This window comes from Candidatus Alistipes pullistercoris (genome assembly GCF_027665465.1).
Taxonomy (GTDB): Bacteria; Bacteroidota; Bacteroidia; order Bacteroidales; family Rikenellaceae; genus Alistipes_A; species Alistipes_A hominis.
The window spans coordinates 513,886-532,954 of the sequence record NZ_JAQDED010000002.1 but is presented as its reverse complement, the minus strand read 5'-3'; the positions used below and the strand labels follow the sequence as shown (position 1 = coordinate 532,954).

Annotated in this window: 16 protein-coding genes; 2 read left to right on the top strand and 14 right to left on the bottom strand. The window is 56.9% G+C overall.

The window, feature by feature from the left end; translation table 11 throughout:
* Nucleotides 1-147 precede the first annotated feature (147 nt).
* The 6 genes from infB to PGR91_RS05500 all read right to left on the bottom strand — a co-directional run bounded on the left by infB (nucleotide 148) and on the right by PGR91_RS05500 (nucleotide 7,952).
* Nucleotides 148-3,030 carry a translation initiation factor IF-2 gene (gene infB / locus PGR91_RS05525; RefSeq protein WP_101571355.1) on the bottom strand — a complete coding sequence of 961 codons (2,883 nt, stop codon included), beginning with the start codon at nucleotides 3,028-3,030 and terminating at the stop codon, nucleotides 148-150.
* A gap of 71 nt (nucleotides 3,031-3,101) precedes the next feature.
* Nucleotides 3,102-3,419 (bottom strand): hypothetical protein, encoded by a 318-nt coding sequence (locus tag PGR91_RS05520; protein ID WP_101571353.1) that lies wholly within the window; start codon nucleotides 3,417-3,419, stop codon nucleotides 3,102-3,104.
* A 65-nt stretch (nucleotides 3,420-3,484) separates the two neighbouring features.
* Nucleotides 3,485-4,897, bottom strand: coding sequence for a transcription termination factor NusA (gene nusA / locus PGR91_RS05515; protein ID WP_081032479.1), 1,413 nt, complete (start codon nucleotides 4,895-4,897; stop codon nucleotides 3,485-3,487).
* 146 nt (nucleotides 4,898-5,043) lie between these two features.
* On the bottom strand, nucleotides 5,044-5,511 hold the full coding sequence (gene rimP / locus PGR91_RS05510; protein ID WP_055202081.1) for a ribosome assembly cofactor RimP: 468 nt from the start codon (nucleotides 5,509-5,511) through the stop codon (nucleotides 5,044-5,046).
* Nucleotides 5,512-5,724: 213 nt separating this feature from the next.
* On the bottom strand, nucleotides 5,725-6,528 hold the full coding sequence (gene lpxA, locus PGR91_RS05505; protein WP_055202079.1) for an acyl-ACP--UDP-N-acetylglucosamine O-acyltransferase: 804 nt from the start codon (nucleotides 6,526-6,528) through the stop codon (nucleotides 5,725-5,727).
* 32 nt (nucleotides 6,529-6,560) lie between these two features.
* Nucleotides 6,561-7,952 carry a bifunctional UDP-3-O-[3-hydroxymyristoyl] N-acetylglucosamine deacetylase/3-hydroxyacyl-ACP dehydratase gene (locus PGR91_RS05500; protein WP_101571351.1) on the bottom strand — a complete coding sequence of 464 codons (1,392 nt, stop codon included), beginning with the start codon at nucleotides 7,950-7,952 and terminating at the stop codon, nucleotides 6,561-6,563.
* Nucleotides 7,953-8,038: 86 nt separating this feature from the next.
* On the opposite strand from PGR91_RS05500, the gene PGR91_RS05495 reads away from it, so the two are divergent.
* Nucleotides 8,039-8,899, top strand: a complete 861-nt coding sequence (locus PGR91_RS05495) for an energy transducer TonB family protein (protein ID WP_172970746.1) — start codon at nucleotides 8,039-8,041, stop codon at nucleotides 8,897-8,899.
* A gap of 59 nt (nucleotides 8,900-8,958) precedes the next feature.
* The gene (locus PGR91_RS05490) at nucleotides 8,959-9,807 is read left to right on the top strand and encodes an enoyl-ACP reductase FabI (protein ID WP_101571347.1); all 849 of its coding nucleotides are present in this window, start codon (nucleotides 8,959-8,961) and stop codon (nucleotides 9,805-9,807) included.
* 119 nt (nucleotides 9,808-9,926) lie between these two features.
* Here the strand turns inward: PGR91_RS05490 and PGR91_RS05485 are convergent, their stop codons facing one another.
* The 8 genes from PGR91_RS05485 to PGR91_RS05450 form a co-directional block, all read right to left on the bottom strand.
* Entirely contained in the window at nucleotides 9,927-11,354 is a 1,428-nt protein-coding gene (locus PGR91_RS05485; RefSeq protein ID WP_118656445.1) for a sialate O-acetylesterase, read from the bottom strand.
* Nucleotides 11,355-11,379: 25 nt separating this feature from the next.
* Nucleotides 11,380-12,873 carry a family 43 glycosylhydrolase gene (locus tag PGR91_RS05480; protein ID WP_118656443.1) on the bottom strand — a complete coding sequence of 498 codons (1,494 nt, stop codon included), beginning with the start codon at nucleotides 12,871-12,873 and terminating at the stop codon, nucleotides 11,380-11,382.
* Between the two features lie 90 nt (nucleotides 12,874-12,963).
* Nucleotides 12,964-14,067 (bottom strand): AI-2E family transporter, encoded by a 1,104-nt coding sequence (locus PGR91_RS05475; RefSeq protein ID WP_101571342.1) that lies wholly within the window; start codon nucleotides 14,065-14,067, stop codon nucleotides 12,964-12,966.
* 80 nt (nucleotides 14,068-14,147) lie between these two features.
* Complete coding sequence (locus PGR91_RS05470; RefSeq protein ID WP_118656441.1) at nucleotides 14,148-14,804, bottom strand: phosphatidylserine decarboxylase family protein; 657 nt, start codon at nucleotides 14,802-14,804, stop codon at nucleotides 14,148-14,150.
* 18 nt (nucleotides 14,805-14,822) lie between these two features.
* Nucleotides 14,823-15,662, bottom strand: a complete 840-nt coding sequence (locus PGR91_RS05465; RefSeq protein WP_228385760.1) for a phosphatidate cytidylyltransferase — start codon at nucleotides 15,660-15,662, stop codon at nucleotides 14,823-14,825.
* Nucleotides 15,643-17,607, bottom strand: a complete 1,965-nt coding sequence (gene ftsH, locus PGR91_RS05460; RefSeq protein ID WP_055202059.1) for an ATP-dependent zinc metalloprotease FtsH — start codon at nucleotides 17,605-17,607, stop codon at nucleotides 15,643-15,645. Before ftsH ends, PGR91_RS05465 begins: the two co-directional genes overlap by 20 nt.
* A 58-nt stretch (nucleotides 17,608-17,665) precedes the next feature.
* Nucleotides 17,666-18,016 (bottom strand): ribosome silencing factor, encoded by a 351-nt coding sequence (gene rsfS, locus PGR91_RS05455; protein WP_055202057.1) that lies wholly within the window; start codon nucleotides 18,014-18,016, stop codon nucleotides 17,666-17,668.
* A 145-nt stretch (nucleotides 18,017-18,161) separates the two neighbouring features.
* Nucleotides 18,162-19,055: a hydrogen peroxide-inducible genes activator gene (locus tag PGR91_RS05450; protein WP_055202055.1), complete on the bottom strand. Its 894-nt coding sequence runs from the start codon at nucleotides 19,053-19,055 to the stop codon at nucleotides 18,162-18,164.
* Nucleotides 19,056-19,069: the final 14 nt, after the last annotated feature.

The window sequence follows — 19,069 nt, the reverse complement described above, 5'->3', positions numbered from 1 at the left end:
GGCTAATTTCGGGTTATTCGGTTCGGTTTCTGCCAAAATTAATCATTTTATCGGAAATTCGTGCCGGATGACCGGCATAAAATCGAAGCGGGCCGCCCCCGATTCGTGAGGACGGCCCGCAAAACGACGGGTTCGGCGTCGGCGAGGTTATTTTTTAACTTCGACCTGTTCGTAACCTTCGATGATATCGCCTACGTGGATATCGTTGTAATTCTCGATGTTCAGTCCGCATTCGAGCCCGTTGTTCACCTCTTTGACGTCATCCTTGAAACGCTTCAGCGAACCGAGCTTGCCGGTGTAGACCACGATGCCGTCGCGGATTACGCGGATGCTCGTATGCCGCGTAATCTTGCCTTCGCGCACCAGACAGCCGGCGACCGTGCCGACCTTCGTGATCTTGAACACTTCCATCACTTCGACCGAACATACGATTTCCTCCTTCATCACCGGGGCGAGCATACCCTCGATGGCGTCTTTGATATCGTTGATCGCGTCGTAAATGATCGAGTAGAGTCGGATTTCGATCTCTTCCTTCTCTGCCAGTTTCCGGGCCGCGGCGGAAGGCCGCACCTGGAATCCGACGATCACGGCGTTCGAAGCGGCGGCCAGGATCACGTCCGATTCGGAGATCGGGCCTACGGCCTTGTGAATCACGTTGACCTGAACCTCTTCTTTCGACAGTTTGATCAGCGAGTCGGCCATCGCTTCGATCGAACCGTCCACGTCGCCCTTGATGATGATGTTCAGCTCCTTGAAATTGCCGATCGCGATGCGGCGTCCGATTTCGTCGAGCGTGATGTGCTTCTGGGTGCGCAGGCCCTGCATCCGCTGCAACTGTTCGCGCTTGTTGGCGATGTCGCGCGCCGAACGTTCGTCGTCCATCACGTTGAACGAGTCCCCGGCTTGCGGAGCGCCGTTCAGCCCGAGCACCAGCACCGGCGTGGACGGGGGCGCTTCGGTGATCCGCGTGCCGCGTTCGTTGAACATCGCCTTCACGCGGCCGGTGTAGATGCCCGACAGCAGCATGTCGCCGACCCGCAGCGTGCCGTTCTGTACCAGCACTGTCGCAACGTAACCGCGCCCTTTATCCAGCGTGGATTCGATCACCGCGCCTTGGGCTTTCCGGTCGGGATTGGCTTTCAGGTCGAGGAATTCGGCTTCGAGCAGCACCTTTTCGAGCAACTTGTCGAGGTTGATGCCCTGCTTGGCCGAGATCTCCTGGCACTGGTATTTACCGCCCCAATCTTCAACCAGGTAGTTCATGGCCGACAGTTCCTCTTTGATCTTTTCCGGGTTGGCTCCCGGCTTGTCGATCTTGTTGATCGCGAAAACGATCGGGACCTGTGCGGCGGCCGCATGGTTGATCGCCTCGATGGTTTGCGGCATCACGTTGTCGTCCGCGGCTACGATGATGATCGCCACGTCGGTCACTTTCGCCCCGCGGGCACGCATGGCCGTAAACGCTTCGTGACCCGGCGTATCGAGGAACGTGATGCGCCGGCCGTCGTCGAGTTTCACGCTGTATGCCCCGATGTGTTGCGTGATACCGCCCGCTTCGCCGGCGATTACGTTCGCCTTGCGGATGTTATCCAACAACGACGTTTTACCGTGGTCGACGTGCCCCATCACCGTAACGATCGGCGGCCGCGGAACGGCGTCTTCGTCCGTTTCGTCCTCCGTGTCGATTGCTTCCTGAATCTCAACCGCAACGAACTCGACTTTGAAACCGAACTCTTCGGCCACCACGACCAACGCTTCGGCGTCGAGGCGCTGGTTGATCGAAACCATCAGCCCCAGGTTCATGCAGGCCGTGATGACGTCGGTTACGCTGACGTCCATCATGGTCGCCAGTTCGCTGACCGTTACGAATTCGGTCACCTTCAGTACGCTTTTTTCTTTTTCCTGGCGTTCCAGCTCTTCGTTCATACGGGCCGATACCGCTTCCCGCTTGTCGCGGCGGTGCTTCGACGTTTTGAACTTCGGGCCTTTGGCCGTCAGACGGGCCAGGGTATCTTTGATTTGCTTCTGTACTTCTTCTTCGCTGACTTCCGCTTTCACCACCGGTTTTACCGCTTTCCCTTTCCGCCTGTCCTTGAAGGCGCTTTTACCGGAACCCGCCGCGCCCGGAGCGCCGTTCGGCGCAGCCTTCGGCCGGTTGTCCTTGCCGGTCGGCTGGTTTTGCTTCTGCGTAATGTCTACTTTGTCTTTCGAAATCCGCTTGCGTTTCTCCCGTTTGCGGTGGCTGTCCTCGCCCTTCTTCTTTTCGAAGGATTTCACGTCGATTTTCCCCAAAACCTTCGGCCCCGACAGTTTGGTGCCTTCGCCCGGACGGAACAGGTTGCTTTCGTCGGCGGCCATCCGCTGGTCGTAGGTCTGGTTCTGGATTACGACTTCCGTCTTATCGGCCGTTGTTTCCGCGACGGTTTCGGAGGGCTTGGGCGCAGCGGCCGGTGCTGCATGGGGGACGGAGGCGGCAACCGGAGCGGCCGCTGCCGGCGTAGCAGGGGCAGCCGGAGCGCTGACGACCGGCTCGACAGCCGGTTTGGGCGCTTCCTGTTTCTTCACGGGGGTCGCGATGGGAGCCGCCTTCGGAGCTTCAGGTTTTTTCTCCGTAGCCGGTTCCGCCGTATTTTTCTTCTTGTGGTTGTCCGATAGATCGATCTTACCCAATATCTTAGGTGTGGCCATTCTCGCCACTTCGTCCTTGACATTGATCACGCCGCTTTTGATAATTACCTCGTTCTTGAAATCGGCGCCGTCGTCGGAGCCGTTCTGCTCGTTCTCCTTGCGGTCGTCCAGCGAAACGGATTCATGCTTCAGGTTTATCTTTTCACGGATATTCACCTTCTCGATGTGCTTGTTTCCGCCGAACTCTTTATCCAGGATGGCATACGCAGCCGGTTCGATGATCGAACTGGGCGAATTGTCCACCTTGATTCCCTTTTTTTCAAGAAATTCAATAATTGTTGTTTGTCCCACTTTTAACTCTCTCGCAACCTGATGGAGTCTAAGTCTTCTTTCATTTGACATATTGCTTCGTTTTTCGGGTTCGGATCTATATCGACTCTTATTTGTTCTTATCTAAGTTGTTTGCCGGACGGTCACCGTAGCAGGTGACCCGCTATCCCGACCAGCGTTCCCAGTACGACGGCGTTCGCCGCGATGACGGGCAACGGCTTGCGGTCGGCGTGCCCCACCTGAATCGGCATCGGGATCGTCAGCGCGAGGCCTACCACGCCTCCCTCGATCCACCAGGGGATGTGCGGCAAATCCATGTTCACGATCACGATCGAAACGAAAAAGTAGTGCAGGAAAACGGATACCGTCGAGTGCGCCGGCAGTTTCTGCGCGATCATCGGGACGATGTCCGCAATGCCTGCGCCCAGGCCGATGCACATGGATAAAGCGAATGTATTCATTCCTCTTTCGTAACGTTCTGCGATCGTTCGCGGCCGGCTTCCTTCGTCCGGCCCGTTTCCGCGCGCTATTCGAATTCCGATTTCAAAATATTCAGTACCTCCTGCAGGGTTCCGGCGTCGATCCCCGTGCGCTTGGCCAGTTCTTCGGCCGAAAGTTCCAGTACGCTTTTGGCCGTGTCGCGGCCGATGCTCTTGAACTTATCGATGATCGCTTCGTCGATCTCATCCTTAAATTCGTCCAGGCTCACGTCCTCTTCTTCCGATTTCAGGATGTCGATGATCTCCTGCGCGGTCTCTTCCTCCAGGTCGGAACGCTGGGCCAGTTCCGCGACGGAGAGTTCCAACACGCTCTTGACCGTGTCGCAGCCAATGCTTTTCAGCTTGTCGATAATCCAGCCGTCGATCCGGTCTTTGAACGTATCCAGAGCGATGTCTTCCTCTTCCAGTTCGCGGTAGACGTCGATATCGTATCCGGTCAGCATGCTCGCGAGCCGGATGTTCAGGCCGCCTTTGCCGATCGCCAGCGAAACTTCTTCCGGTTTCAGGTAGATTGCCGCGGTCTTGGTTTGCTCGTTGAGGTTGATCGACGAGATTTTGGCCGGGTTCAGCGCCCGCTGGATGAACAACTGCGTGTTGGTCGTATAGTTCACCACGTCGATGTTCTCGTTGCGCAGCTCCTTGACGATCGAATAGATGCGCGAGCCCTTCATGCCGACGCAGGCGCCTACCGGGTCGATGCGGTCGTCGTAGGATTCTACGGCGACTTTGGCGCGTTCGCCGGGGATGCGGACGATCTTCTTGATCGTGATCAGGCCGTCGTAAATTTCAGGGACCTCCATCTCGAAAAGCCGTTCGAGGAATTCCGGGGCGGTACGCGACAGAACGATGTAGGGGTTGTTGTTCTTCATCTCCACTTTCGAAACGATCGCCTTGATGCTGTCGCCCTTGCGGAAGAAATCGTTCGGGATCTGTTCCGCTTTCGGCAGCACCAGTTCGTTCTCTTCGTCGTCCAGCACGAGTATTTCCTTTTTCCATACCTGGTAGACCTCTCCGGTAATGATTTCGCCCACTTTTTCGGTATATTTGTTGAACAGATTGGCCTTTTCCAGGTCGAGTATCCGCGAGGCGAGATTCTGCCGCAGCGACAGCACGGCGCGCCTTCCGAAGTCGGCCAGCTTGATCTCTTCGGCCACCTCTTCGCCCATTTCGTAGGTCGGGTCGATTTTGCGGGCGTCGGTCAGCGAGATCTGCTGGTTCGGGTTTTCCACCGTTCCGTCCTCCACGATCGTCCGGTTGCGCCATATTTCGAGGTCTCCCTTTTCCGGGTTGATGATCACGTCGAAATTTTCGTCCGTTTCGTAAGTCTTGATCAGCAAGTGACGAAACACATCTTCCAGAACACCGATCATGGTGCTCTTATCGATGTTCTTAAGCTCTTTGAACTCCGCGAACGTGTTTACGAGATTGAGATTGTCCATATCTGTAATGTAAAATTTTAACAGGCAATACGGCCTTACGGTTTTCCGACCATTGCCCCCGGTACGTTTTGGTTAACTTTACTTTAGCTTTTTTTGTGTATGTTTTATATCCGGTTGCGGCCCTCGCCGGGCCGGCTGCCGTTTCGTTACTTGAATCGCAGGTGTTCGCGGGTCGTCTTGATCTCCGCGAGCGGGATCGTCCGTTCGCGTTCGACCGATACCCGGCGTTTTTTACCTTCTACGGCTACTTTTTCGCTGTAACTCAGCGTAAGCGCCTCTGCGGACGCGTCTTTCAGAACGGCGGTCAGTTTCGATCCGTCTTTCAGCACCGCCTCGACTTCCCGGCCGATCAGCTTGCGGTACTGCCGCAGCATCGTGAGCGGCTGACCTATGCCGGCCGACATGACCGTTAGTTCGAAATCCTCTGCATCCCGGTCGAACGCCTCTTCGACCGCCCGGCTCAGTTCCGCGCAACGGTCGATTCCCACCGACGTGTCGCTGTCGATCGTAATTTCGATCTCGTTGGACGGCGACTGCCGGATACCGACCAGGAACAGATCCGTTCCGGCCAGTTTTTCGTCGATGATTTCACGTATCCGTTCGGTATCTATCATGGATGTACGATTTGTCGAAAGTTCCGGGGTAGGGTTAATAAAACGGGGGACTCCCGTCCCCCATCTTTCCGCTACGCTGCAAATGTAGCTTTATTTATTGAAAAAAACAACAAATTTCCGTTAATTTTCGTGTCGCGGCGACCAGCGAATACAACGGCCGGACCGGGATCCGGATCAGTCGTATGCACCGGGACGGTCGTTCGGCGCCTGTCGTTATTCGATTTCGTCGTCGCTTTTTTTCGGGTTGTACGGCTTCAGGATGCCCCGTTTGGAGCTTCGGATGAAGTCGAGCACCAGATCCCGTTCGGCAGATTGCGGCACCTGGTTTTCGACCATTTCGCAGGCGCGCGAATAGTTGTAGCCCGATTGGAAAAGGATGCGGAACATCTCCTGGATCTCGTTGATTTTTTCCGGCGAGAATCCCCTGCGACGCAAACCGATGAAGTTGGCTCCGACGAACGACAGCGGGTTGTGGGCCGCTTTCACGAACGGCGGGATATCTTTGCTGACCAACGATCCGCCGCTGAGCATCACGTGGGCCCCGATCCGGCAGAACTGGTGAACCGCCGAGTGTCCGCCGAGGATCGCCCAGTCCTGGACTTCGACTTCTCCGGCCAGCGAAACGCCGTTGACGATCACGCAGTTGTCTCCTACGGTGCAATCGTGTCCGACATGCGCGTAAGCCATGATCAGCGTGTTGCTTCCCACTTTGGTCACTCCTTTGGCCGCCGTACCGCGGTTGATGGTGGCGCATTCGCGGATCGACGTGTTGTCGCCGATCTCCACGGTCGAGTATTCGCCGCGGAATTTCAGATCCTGCGGTACGCCGGCGATTACGGCCGAGGTGTGTATTTTGCAGTTGTTTCCCAGCCGTGCGCCGTCCAGGATCACGGCTCCCGGGCCGATCCAGCAACCGTCGCCGATCACGACATCGGCTGCAATGTATGCAAAAGGTTCGACGGTTACGCCTTCTCCCAATTTTGCATTTTCGGAAACATGGGCTGATTTACTTATCATTATACTCGGATTATGGATTTCTGTTCGGGTTGTCAGTCTTTGTTGCGGGCGATCTGCGCCATCAGCGTCGCTTCGGTCGTAAAACGGTTGCCCACGTAGGCTTTCGCTTCCATGGTGACGATTCCGCGCCGGATCGGTTCGGCCAGTTTCAGTTCGAACTGCAACGTGTCGCCGGGAACCACTTTGTCCCGGAACTTCACGCCGTCGATCTTGAGAAAATAGGTCGAGTAGTTTTCCGGGTCGGGAACGCTGCTGAGCGCCAGAATCCCGCCGCACTGGGCCATCGCCTCGATGATCAGCACGCCCGGCATGACCGGCTCGTTCGGGAAGTGTCCCACGAAAAACGGCTCGTTCATCGTTACGTTCTTAATCCCGACCACGTTCTCGCTGTCCAGGTGCATTACCTTATCTACCAGCAGGAACGGAGGACGGTGGGGTAACATGCCCTTGATCTGTTTGATGTCGTATACGGGAGTCGAGTCCGGCTCGAAATGGAAACGGGGCTTAGCCGCGTCCCGCTTGATGTTCCTGCGGATTATTTTGGCCAGTTCGGTATTGGCGGCATGGCCCGGGCGGTAGGCGACTACGCGTCCGTGGATGCGCATACCGATCAGCGCCAGATCGCCGACCATGTCCAGCAGCTTGTGGCGAGACGGTTCGTTCGGAAAGCGGAGTTGGATGTTGTTCAGGTAGCCTTCGTCGACCTGAACGTCCTTTTTGTTGAAAAGTTCCGACAGCCGGGCGAGTTCTTCGTCCGGGATCTTGTTTTCGACGATCACGATGGCGTTGTCCAGGTCGCCTCCTTTGATCAGGTTGTTCTTGATCAGCGGTTCCAGTTCGTGCAGAAAGACGAACGTGCGGCACGGGGCGATCTGTTCCGCGAAATCCCCGATACGGTCGAGGCGCGCATACTGGTTGCCTATGATTTTGGAGTTGAAATCGATGTTGACGTTGATTGAAAATTCGTCGTCCGGGTATACCGCCAGCTCGACGCCGCGTTCGGGCGCTTCGAAAAGCGTTTTTTCACTCACCGAATAATATTTGCGTTCCTCGTCCTGCTCTTTGAGTCCGGTTCGCGCGATGGCTTCGACGTATTCCCGCGCCGAGCCGTCCATGATCGGGGTTTCCGGAGCGTCGATGTCGATCAGGGCGTTGTCTACGCCGCAGCCCCACAGAGCCGCCATAACGTGCTCGATCGTGCTGACGCGGACGCCGCGTTTTTCGATGGTCGTTCCGCGCGATGTATCCACCACGAAATCGGCCAGGGCTTCGATCGTCGGTTGGGCCTCGAGATCGATCCTTCTGAATTTGATGCCGTGCCCCGCTTCGGCCGGGTTGACGGTCATAGTAACATGAAGCCCCGTGTGCAAGCCTTTTCCCTGAAAAGTGATCGGAGCGTTCAATGTCTGCTGTTTCGGTGACATAACTTTTGAAAAAACATTATTTTGCGCGCAAAGGTATGAATTTTTTGAAAGAAATCGTACTTTTGTTCGGTTTTTATAGGGAAACGATGCAGGAAACAAGCAAACCGGCGCCCCCTGCGCGTCCGGTACCGCCGAATGTCCGGCCGCCGCGGCCGAGGCTGCCTTTCGAAAAAGGCCCCACCGATCTGGGCTCATGGGCTTATGAGCACCGGGTGGGACTGTGCTGCATGATTATCGCTTACCTGGCTTTCGGGATCGTATTCGTTTCGGTAAAAATCGCGATGAACCAGGAGCGCGTCGAGGGAGCGATGTACATCGACCTGACCGATATGCAGCAGGCGCTCGAAACGCTTCAGCAGCAGGTGCCCGAGCAGCAGGACGAGGGGGACGATTTCAGCAATGTCAAAAACCGGATCTCCGATGAGAACGGCCGTTCGGAGTCGGTCGGCCGTACGACGGCGTCGACTGCGGGCGGGGGCGCTTCCTCGTCGAAATCGATCGCCGATTTTATGGAGGGGCTCGACGAAGAGGCTGCGGCCGTAGCCGGACGCGTGAAGGCTTCGCAGGACGCTTTTGCGAAGGGCCGCCGCGAAGAACAGGAGATGATCGCCCGCAGCAAGGCCCAGCGCGAAGCGAAGGAGGGCGAAAAGGAGAGCGGCGTCAAGCAGAAAGGCAGCGTATTGATATCCTACTGGCTGCCGGGCCGCCGCGACGTTTCGCTGTACATGCCGGCCTACCAGTGCGAGGGCGGCGGCGAAGTGACCGTGAACATCACCGTGAACCGCAACGGCAAGGTCGTCTCGGCATCTATGAAAGAGAGCTCGACCAACAGCAGTTGCATCAACGACATGGCCATTCTGGCGGCCCGCAATTCTCGTTTCAACGTGGACGATACGGGGTCCGATAAGCAGAGCGGCACTATCACCTACATTTTCGTGCCGCAGTAATCCCCTTTTTGGAGTTCGACATATTTGACTACCTTTGCGCCGATCAAAAGTGAATAAAGATGTCGTATAATTTGTTGAAAGGAAAGAAGGGGCTGATTTTCGGAGCCCTGAACGAAGACTCGATCGCGTGGAAAGTGGCCGAGCGAGCCGTGGAAGAGGGAGCGGAGATCGTGCTGACCAATACTCCCGTGTCGATCCGCATGGGAACCATCAATCAACTGGCCGAGGCGTGCGGCGCCATCGTCGTACCGGCCGACGCCACCAGCGTACCCGATCTGGAGAACCTGATCGAGAAGACCATGGAGCATTTCGGCGGCAAGTTCGATTTCATCCTGCATTCGATCGGGATGTCCCCGAACGTCCGCAAAGGACGCACTTATGACGATCTGGATTATGATTTTCTGACCAAAACGCTCGATATATCGGCAATTTCGTTCCATAAGGTGATTCAGGTAGCCCGTAAAAAGGATGCGCTGAACGACTGGGCTTCGATCGTGGCGCTGTCGTATATTGCCGCGCAGCGGACGCTGTACGGTTATAACGACATGGCCGACGCCAAGGCGCTGCTCGAGTCGATCGCCCGCAGTTTCGGGTACATCTACGGCCGCGAAAAATTCGTCCGGATCAATACCGTGTCGCAGTCGCCGACGCCGACGACCGCCGGCAAGGGCGTGCTGGGGATGGGCGACCTGATGGATTACGCCGACCGGAACTCTCCGCTGGGCAATGCGACGGCCGACGATTGCGCGGGCTATGTGCTGACGCTTTTTTCCGACTTGACGCGTAAAGTGACCATGCAGAATCTGTTCCACGACGGCGGATTCTCGAGCATGGGTATGAGCCGCCGCGCGATGACGCTGTACGAAAAAGGGCTCGAAGTCGAATACCAGGATATTTCGAAACGGTAAGATTCGTTTCCGGAGTCTGTAAATAAAAAGTGCACTGTCCCTCGGACGGTGCACTTTTTTATTTTTATTATTGCTGTCGGCCGGCCGGTTACGCTTGCCGGCTGCGCGGAACAGCCGTTTTACTGCGCATCGTTCCAGTCGTCCGTGCGGAACGGGAACGCGGGCAGTCCTCCGGTATTGTACAGTGTCGTCTGGTCGGGTACGTTGCGGAACGCGTAGCGCACGGCGACCGGATTCTCGACAATCGTCGAGCTGACGGCGATCTCCGGTTGTCCGACGATGTATTCGGCCCGTGCCGGAACGAAAATCTTGTCGGCTCCGGCGATCTCGAAGCCTTTGATCCGTCCCGAATAATCCGGGCCCAGCGTACCTTCGGTCTTGAAACGCACGATCGCCTTGCCGTCTTCGAAACGCACCGATTCGAAGCGCGGGCTTTCGCAGATCAGGCCCTTCTTGCCATAGGTTTTGCTCAGCGCCAGCAGGGCGAGACGTTCGCCTACGGGGATTTTTTGAGACGGGTGAATGCAGGGGCCGCTGCCGATATCGGTCGTCGAGGCCATACCCGAATAGGGGATTTTGTCCATTGCGGCGAGCTGCTGTTCGACGATCAGCGGTACGCTGGTTTTGTCGTCGCCTTCGTAAACGAACGGCGCGATCTGGACGTAGTAGAACGGCATCTGCTGGTTGCCCCACTCGTTTCTCCACAGCGAGACGAGCTGCTGCATATACTGGCTGTACAGGTGCGCGTTTCCGGTGTGGATGTTCGATTCGCCCTGATACCAGATGAATCCCTGGGCCGTGTAGTTGACCAACGGATGGATCATCGCGTTGTACAGTTGTGCGGTCTTATTCGGGGCCTGATGGTTTTTGTCTTTTTCAACTTGGTTTTGTTCTACTTTTTGGGCGGTTTCCATGTCCATCCAGGTTTCGATGCGGGTTCCGCCCCAGTCCGTTTCGATCAGGCCGATCGGAATGCCGAGCACTTTGTATAGGTTCAGGCCGAAGAAATAGCCGACGGCGGTGAATCCGGCGACGCTTTCGGTCGTAGCTTCCTGCCATCCGGTGTCGGTGTTGCAATCGTCCAGCGGCCGGTCGCTCACTTCGCGGCGTACTACGAACATCCGGATGTCGCTGTTCGTCCCGTTCAGAATCGCCTCGTTCGAACCGACTACCGGCTGTCCGGGGAAGCCCATGACCGGCATCTGCATGTTCGACTGCCCGGAGCAGATCCAGACTTCGCCGATCATCACGTTGTCGAGTACGATCGCTTCGCCGTCGCTGATCCGGATCGAGTAAGGTCCTCCGGCGGCAGGCGTGGCGACCGCCGTCTTCCAGGTGCTGTCGGCGGCAGCCTGGACGGTGTATTTGCGGTTGTCCCACGAAGTGGTGACCGTTACTTTTTTCGACGGGGCGGCTTTGCCCCACAGATTGGCGTTGCACTGCTGTTGCAGCACCATGTTGCTGCCCAGTACGGACGGCAGCGTCACTTTGGCCGACATCCCGGCGGCCGTCAGCAACGACAAGCTCAGAAAGAGGATTTTTTTCATTCCGTTTGATTTGTTTGTGGTTGTTTTATAATGTTTTGTACTTGAAATTCCTGAAAACGACTTCGCCGCAGCCCGCCGCGTAGATCCCCGGCCGCAGGCTCAGGAACTCCCCGGCCATGTTGTGGTGATAGCCCGAGGTTTCGCAGCTTTTGTCTGCCTTCGTCCAATTCCGTCCGTCGGGACTGTACCAGAACGAGACGACGTGCCGGTCGTTCCGCAGCCGGAACCAGACGTGCCGGGGAAGCTGCACGTCGAACGACTCGGCCCTGCCGAGCACGTGGATTGCCAGGCGTCCTTTGTCCAGGCCGATTCCGGTATAAAGTTTCGGATTGTAAAAGAGCACCAGTCCGGCGACTGCTTCCGGCGCGCATTGCGCTTCGACCTCCATTTCATAGGCATGATCTCCGGTAACGAACAGCATCGGACAGGCGTCGGACGGGTCGTTTCCGCGGGCCTGCATCACGAGGGTACGGTTCTCTCGGCGCGCCCGCTGCGGGTCGTATTCCCCGGCGAACTGCCATTGCGTTCCGGTCCGGTCGGTCGAGAAATCGTCCGAGAAAGAAGCGGCGGTTTCCTGTTTCGCCGGCTGTTTTTTCGCAGGACGGGCAACCGCGGCGGGCCAGCCGTCTTCGGTCATGGCGACGGGTTCGATCAGCGTTTGCCTACCCAACGTGTAGAATCCCCGTTCATAGGCGTGGTAAACGACGTACCACTGTCCGTCGGGGGTGTCGATCAGCGTCCCGTGTCCTTTCGAACACCAGCGCTCGTCCGGGGAGTAGGTATGTACCAGCGGATTGTACGGGCTGTTTTCCCACGGGCCGGTCAGGCGCTCGGCCCGCGCGACGACGACCATGTGGCTGGTCGGCGGCCCGGCCGTTCCTCCCTCGGCCGTCAGCATATAGTAGTATTTTCCTATTTTTCGGATTTTGGGCCCTTCGAGGCAGAATCCTTCTACGTCCCACTCCTTCGGAAATTCCCATCCGTCGTAAACTTTTCGTGCGGGGCCGGTCGCCGAAAGCCCGTCGGCGGCCAGCGGAACCAGGTAGCCGTTGCTCATCAGCAGGTAGCGGTTTCCCTCCGCATCGACCGCGTGTCCCGGATCGATCCCGCCGATCTGCAAGTCGACCGGTTCGCTCCACGGCCCTTCCGGGGAGTCGGCCCATACGACCATGTTGGTCGTATGGGCCGGAGTGACCACCGGAAAATAGATGTACCACCGGCCGTTGTGTTTGACGATATCCGGGGCGTATACCGATCCCACGTACCGGTGCAACGCATTGACCAGCGGTTCCCAGCGCACCAGGTCTTTCGATCGGTAGATCAGCAGGCCCGGCGCGTATTCGAACGAAGAATGCACCATATAATAGGTATCTCCGTCTCGGATGATCGAAGGGTCGGGGCGGTCTCCCGCCAGCATCAGCCGTTCGGAATTTACGCCGCGTTCGGCCGCTTTTTCGGCGACGGCGGCGTTCGAAGACAGCAGCAGACTCAGGACGAGCAGCGGGAACAGTTTGCGCATGAGCGTAAAATTTTAGGGAAAAGCGACTTCTTTTTTACGGGCCGCCCGCAAAAAAGACAAACAAATTTAATAAAATTTGTCCGGAATCCGTCAGATTTTTTCGGTAAGTTTCTGGACGACGCGGAAATTGTTGAAAAATTCCTTGGCGAAGACGCGGATTACATTGTAGGCCGGGATAGCCAGCAACATACCCAGCACGCCGGCCAGCGATCCGGCGATCAGGATTACCAGGAAGATCTCCAGCGGGTGCGCTTTGGCCCGGTTCGAATAGAGTACCGGCTGGAGGACGAAGTTGTCCACGCCCTGCGCGAACAGGATCGTCCCGGCGATCCGCAGCGCCATCCCGCCGGTCGAGACGTCGCCTTGCATACCGGTAACGCCGATGAAAATGCCGATCGCGATACCGATCGTGGGACCGACGTACGGGATCACGTTCAGCACGCCGACGATCAGCCCGATCACCAACGCGTTGTGCGGCGAAAGGCCCCAGATCAGCAGGCCGATCGAGACGATCACGGTCATCAGTGCCGATTCGGTAACGATTCCGGTGAAGTAGCGCACCAACAGGTTGGTTACCGAGTCGAGCGCCCGAGAAATGTTCGCTTCGTATTTTTTCGGGAACATGATGATGACCATGTCGTAAAACAGACTGCTTTCCTTCAGGAAAAAGAAAGTGATGAACGAGATCGAGAAGGCCGCGATGACCGCGTTGCCGACCGTGTTGACGATCGATGCGAGCAGGTTGTTGATCAGGTTGATGTTCAGCAGCGGCTTGATCTGCTCGGTGATGGCCTGGATGATCGAGAATTCGTCGTCCCGGATGGCGAACGTTTGTTTGATGAAGTGTTCGAGCGACATCAGCGGCTCGTGGAAATAGCCGATGAGCTGCGGGATGTCGAGCGATGAAAATTCATTGATCTTCTGGAAAACGATCGGGACGAACAGCCCGAACAGTCCGACGATGACGATCCAGATCATGAGTAGCGTGCACAGGGCGGCCAGCCAGCGGGGAACGCGCAGCCGCCGCGTCTTGCCGATGTGCAGCCTGCTGAGCAGGTCGGTCAGCGGCTTGCCGATCATCGCCAGCACCGCCGCCGTCAGGATATACGCGACTACGTTGCTGAAGTACCACACGAGGAACAGAACCACTGCCGTGATGACCCCTGCAACGATATACCGGTATATTTTAGACATCTTTATAAATTAGGTCTCAAGAGTAGGAATGTCTTTATCTCTTTTTTGGGGGAGCGGATTCCGGCATAACCCGGCCGAAACTACTGCTTTTTCAGCCGCGCGATCAGCGTTTGCGTACCGACCACCTTGTCGCCGAGCTTGACCCGGATGTCGGCGTCCAGCGGCAGAAACAGATCGACCCGCGAGCCGAACTTGATGAATCCGCACTGCGAATTTTGTTCGACGCGGTGCCCTACGCGGGCGTAAGAGACGATCCGTCGGGCCACCATACCGGCGATCTGGCGGAACATGATTTTTTGTCCTCCCATGTCCACGACCGTCGTCGTCCGTTCGTTGTCTTCCGACGATTTCGGGTGCCACGCCACCAGGAACAGCCCGTGGTGGTGCCGGAAGTAATCGACCGTTCCCGAAACCGGGAACCAGTTGATGTGCACGTTCCAGATCGACATGAAGACCGATACCACGATCCGGTTGTCCTTGAAATATTCCTTTTCTTCGACCTCCTCGAGCGCGACGATCGTTCCGTCCGCCGGCGAATACACGGCTCCGTCGTCCTGCAACAGCGGCCGCGACGGGCTTCGGAAAAAGGAGGTGATGAACAGTACGCCGATCCATGCCGTCACGGATACGATCCATGCCGCCGCTGTCGGCAACAACCAGAAAGAAAGTACGGCAAGAACGATTGCCAGAGCCGCGGCGCACAGGATGATCGGAGCTCCCTCCTTATGGATTTTCATACTATCTCAGATTGGGTTTCAGAGCGTAAATATAATGCTAAAATAGGTGTAAACAAAAGGCAATGCCAAAATCAGCGCGTCGAAGCGATCCAGGAAGCCTCCGTGTCCCGGAAGAATGTTCCCGGAGTCTTTGATTCCGACCGAACGTTTGAACATGGATTCGACCAGGTCGCCGAAAACCCCGGTAACGGCGACGATTCCCCCGGCCCCGGCCCATGCCGGAACCGAAGCGTCCTGCCACAGCGCGACCAGCATACCCACGCCCACGGCGCAGGCTACCCCGCCGAAGAATCCTTCCCACGATTTGTTCGGGGAGATGCGCTCGAACAGTTTGCGCCGTCCGAACGCCACGCCGAACAGGTAAGCGCCCACGTCGTTGGCCCAGACGATAAACAGGATGCTCAGCAGGACGGCCGGCGAATAGTCGATCGCTGCGCCGCGGACGGCGACCGGAAGGGTCACGAACAGCGCCATCGGTACCGCCGCATAGACGATCCCTGCGATTTCCCATGCGATGTTCGTCAACGGCGACGGCTGTTTGCGATAGAGTTCGGCGATGAACAGGACGAAGACCGCCGGAAGCGCCGCTGCGAGGCAGACCGGCGCAAGCGTGCCCGTTTTTATCAGGAAAGCGAGAACGACGATCGCCGCTCCGACGACGATCGGATATGTCGTGAGCGGCCGCGCGCCGGTAAGCCGCCCGATTCGGTAAAATTCACGCATGATTCCGGCCGTGAGAAATACGCCCAATGCAAGCATACTGTACGGCGACCACAGCACCGTTCCCAGTACGACAATCAGCAGCGCGATGCCGCTCAGCGTCCGGACATACAGCGTTTTATTCAGCAGACGGCTCACTGTTCAACGGTTCTTCGATTTTGACTTCCAGTTCTTTGCGGATTTCGCCTTTGCGTTTGCCGAATATCTTTTCGAGGTCTTCTGCGAAAATGACTTCCCGTTCGAGCAGCAGTTCGGCCAACTGGGTCAGCCCGGCGCGGTGTTTTTCGAGCGTTTCCAGCGAACGCTGGAAGGCTCCGTCGATCAGCTTCTTCACTTCGGCGTCGATCTCCTGCGCCGTCCGTTCGCTGTACGGTTTGGTCAGCGCCATGTCGTTCTGTCCGGTCGAATCGTAGAAACTCAGGTTCCCCACTTCGCTGCTCATTCCGTAGTAAGCGACCATTGCGTAAGCCTGTTTGGTCACGCGTTCGAGGTCGTTCAGCGCCCCGGTGGATACTTTGCCGAAGTTCAGCAGCTCCGATGCGCGCCCGCCGAGGATGGCGGCCATCTCGTCGAGCATTTGCTCCTTCGTGGTGATCTGGCGCTCTTCGGGCAGGTACCAAGCCGCGCCCAGCGCTTTGCCGCGCGGGATGATCGTTACCTTGATCAGCGGGTTGGCGTGTTCGAGTACCCAGCTTACTGTGGCGTGCCCCGCTTCATGATAGGCGATCGTCCGTTTTTCGGACGGAATGATGATCTTGTTCTTGCGTTCCAAGCCGCCGATGATCCGGTCGATGGCGCTGAGGAAATCCTCCTTCTCGACCTGTTTCTTATTGTTGCGGGCGGCGATCAGGGCCGCCTCGTTGCAGACGTTGGCGATGTCGGCGCCCGAGAATCCCGGAGTTTGGCGGGCCAGGAAGTCGCGGTCGAGCTTCGGATCGAGCTTCAGGTTTTTCAGGTGCACGTCGAAAATTTCACGGCGCTCTTTCAGGTCGGGCAGTTCGACGTTGATCTGGCGGTCGAAGCGTCCGGCCCGCAGCAGCGCTTTGTCGAGGATGTCGGCCCGGTTCGTGGCGGCCAGCACGATCACGCCGGCGTTCGTTCCGAAACCGTCCATCTCGGTCAGCAACTGGTTCAGCGTATTTTCTCGCTCGTCGTTCGACGAATAGCCGACGTTCTTGCTGCGCGCCCGCCCGATCGCGTCGATCTCGTCGATGAAGACGATGCAGGGCGCTTTTTCTTTTGCCTGCCGGAACAGGTCGCGCACCCGCGACGCGCCGACGCCGACGAACATCTCGACGAAGTCGGAACCGCTGATCGAAAAGAACGGCACGTTCGCCTCTCCGGCCACGGCTTTCGCCAACAGCGTCTTACCGGTTCCCGGAGGGCCTACGAGCAGGGCGCCTTTCGGAATTTTGCCGCCCAAGTCGCTGTACTTGCCCGGGTTTTTCAGGAAATCGACGATTTCCATGATTTCCACTTTAGCTTCTTCGAGTCCGGCGACGTCCTTGAACGTGATGTTGACGTTCGCATCCTTGTCGAACATCTGCGCTTTGGCCTTGCCGACGCTGAAGATCCCGCCGCCGCCGCCATTGTTGCCGCGCGACATGCCCCGCCACAGGAACCACCAGATTCCGACGAGGATCAGGATCGGGAAGATCAGCGTAAATGCATCTCCCCAGATGTTGCGGCGCGTTTCGAAACTGAGCGGAACTTCTTGATCGTATTCGGTTTGCGCGTTTTCCAGGTTGTGTTGGAAATAGTCGAGCGACCCGATATTGAACGAGAACTGGGGCCCTTGTTCGGTGATCCCTTTGTACTCTTTCCGGTCGGAGTAGGACGCGACCTTGTCGGGTTTCAGGTAGACCTCGGCCGTCTCTTTGTTCACGACGACGATTTTTTGCAGGTCTCCCTTTTCGATCATCTCCTTCACGCCGTCCCATGTGGTCGTGTGCGTCACTTTCTCGTTACCCAGCAGTCCCCACGAGAGGATCACCACGGCCAGGATCATCCAAACCCAGTAGATGTTGAATTTCGGACGTTTGCCCCCCAACTGGGGCATATTGTTGTTATGATTCGGTTTCATGTTTGTTATGTGATGCTTTTATCCAAAAAATCAACGGTCGGCCCGTTGCGATATTGTCTTACGCTTCGGATTCGTAGCGGGTCGCCGGAGCGTCGGCCCAGAGTTGTTCGAGTTTGTAAAAATCGCGCAACTCGGTCTGAAAAATGTGCACCAGCACGTCCCCGTAATCCATTACGACCCATACGCTGTTGGTGATTCCTTCGACGCGCCATACTTTTTCGCCCAGATCGGCCAGCGTTTTCTCTTCGATTCCCCGGGCGATGGCCTCGACCTGCGTAGTCGAGTCGGCGTTGCAGATAACGAAAGCGGGACATACAGCCCCGTCGAAACCGCTCAGATCCAGCGATATGATGTTTTTTCCTTTTTTGTCCTGTATAGCCTCTGCGATTGTATCGATCAGTTTACTCATAGGTTTTTACTTCATTTTAAGGAGGTAAAGATACGAAAAAGTTATAAATTCAAAATTTTTTGCCCGTAGTTATACGGATAACTTCGGAGGGGCGTTCAGGCGCCCTTCCGGAAAACTGCAAATATCCTGCAAAAGATAAAACGGATCAGTTCCGCGCGACGTTCATGACCGATTCTTTCAGCGCGTCGATCAGCGACCGTTTGACGTAGGTGCGGCGAACCGCAATCGTGATTTTGCGCGATGCGGCCCCTTTGGCCAGCGTTTTGACCTGTGGACGGTGTTTTTCGTCGATGTAGTCGGCGACCATTTCCGGAATGATCGTTATCAGGTTCGGGGTGTTGTCCACGATCCGCATCAGGGTTTCGAGCGATCCGCTTTCGAAAGAGTACTGCCGGGCGATGTTTTTCTGGGCTTGGCACAGTTCGATCACCTGGTCGCGCAGGCAGTTCCCTTCCGACAGTAGCAGCAAATGGCGCACGTCGATATCTTCGATACGGATGTTGCTGCGCTGGCAGAGCGGGTGGTCGGTCGACACGTAGGCGAAGAAACGGTCGTTGAAAAGTTCTTCTTCGCGGATGCCTTCGGGCGAAGTGCCCCCGGCCATGATTGCGGCGTCGAGCATGTCGCGGTCGAGCGCGCGGATGATGTCGCCGGTCATCATTTCCCGGATCTGCAGTTCGACCTTCGGGCATTTGCGGACGAAATCCGGAATGAAACGGTGCAGTAGATAAGGAGCGATCGTCGGAATGACCCCGAGCCGCAGCGTTCCCGAAATTTCGTTTTGCAGGTCGGATACGACTTCCCGCACCATGGCGAAAGCCTGTACCGCCTCTTTTGCCTGGCGGATGACCGCCAGGCCCGCGTCCGTCGGCAATACCGGTTTTTTGCTGCGGTCGAGCACGATGACGCCCAGTTCTTCCTCGAGGTTTTTCACCTGCATACTCAGCGAAGGCTGCGTCACGAAACATTTTTCGGCCGCCAGCGAGAAACTGCCGTAGTTGGCTACGGCCAGCAGGTATTCCAGTTGGATGATGGTCATATCAGCAGTGTTGA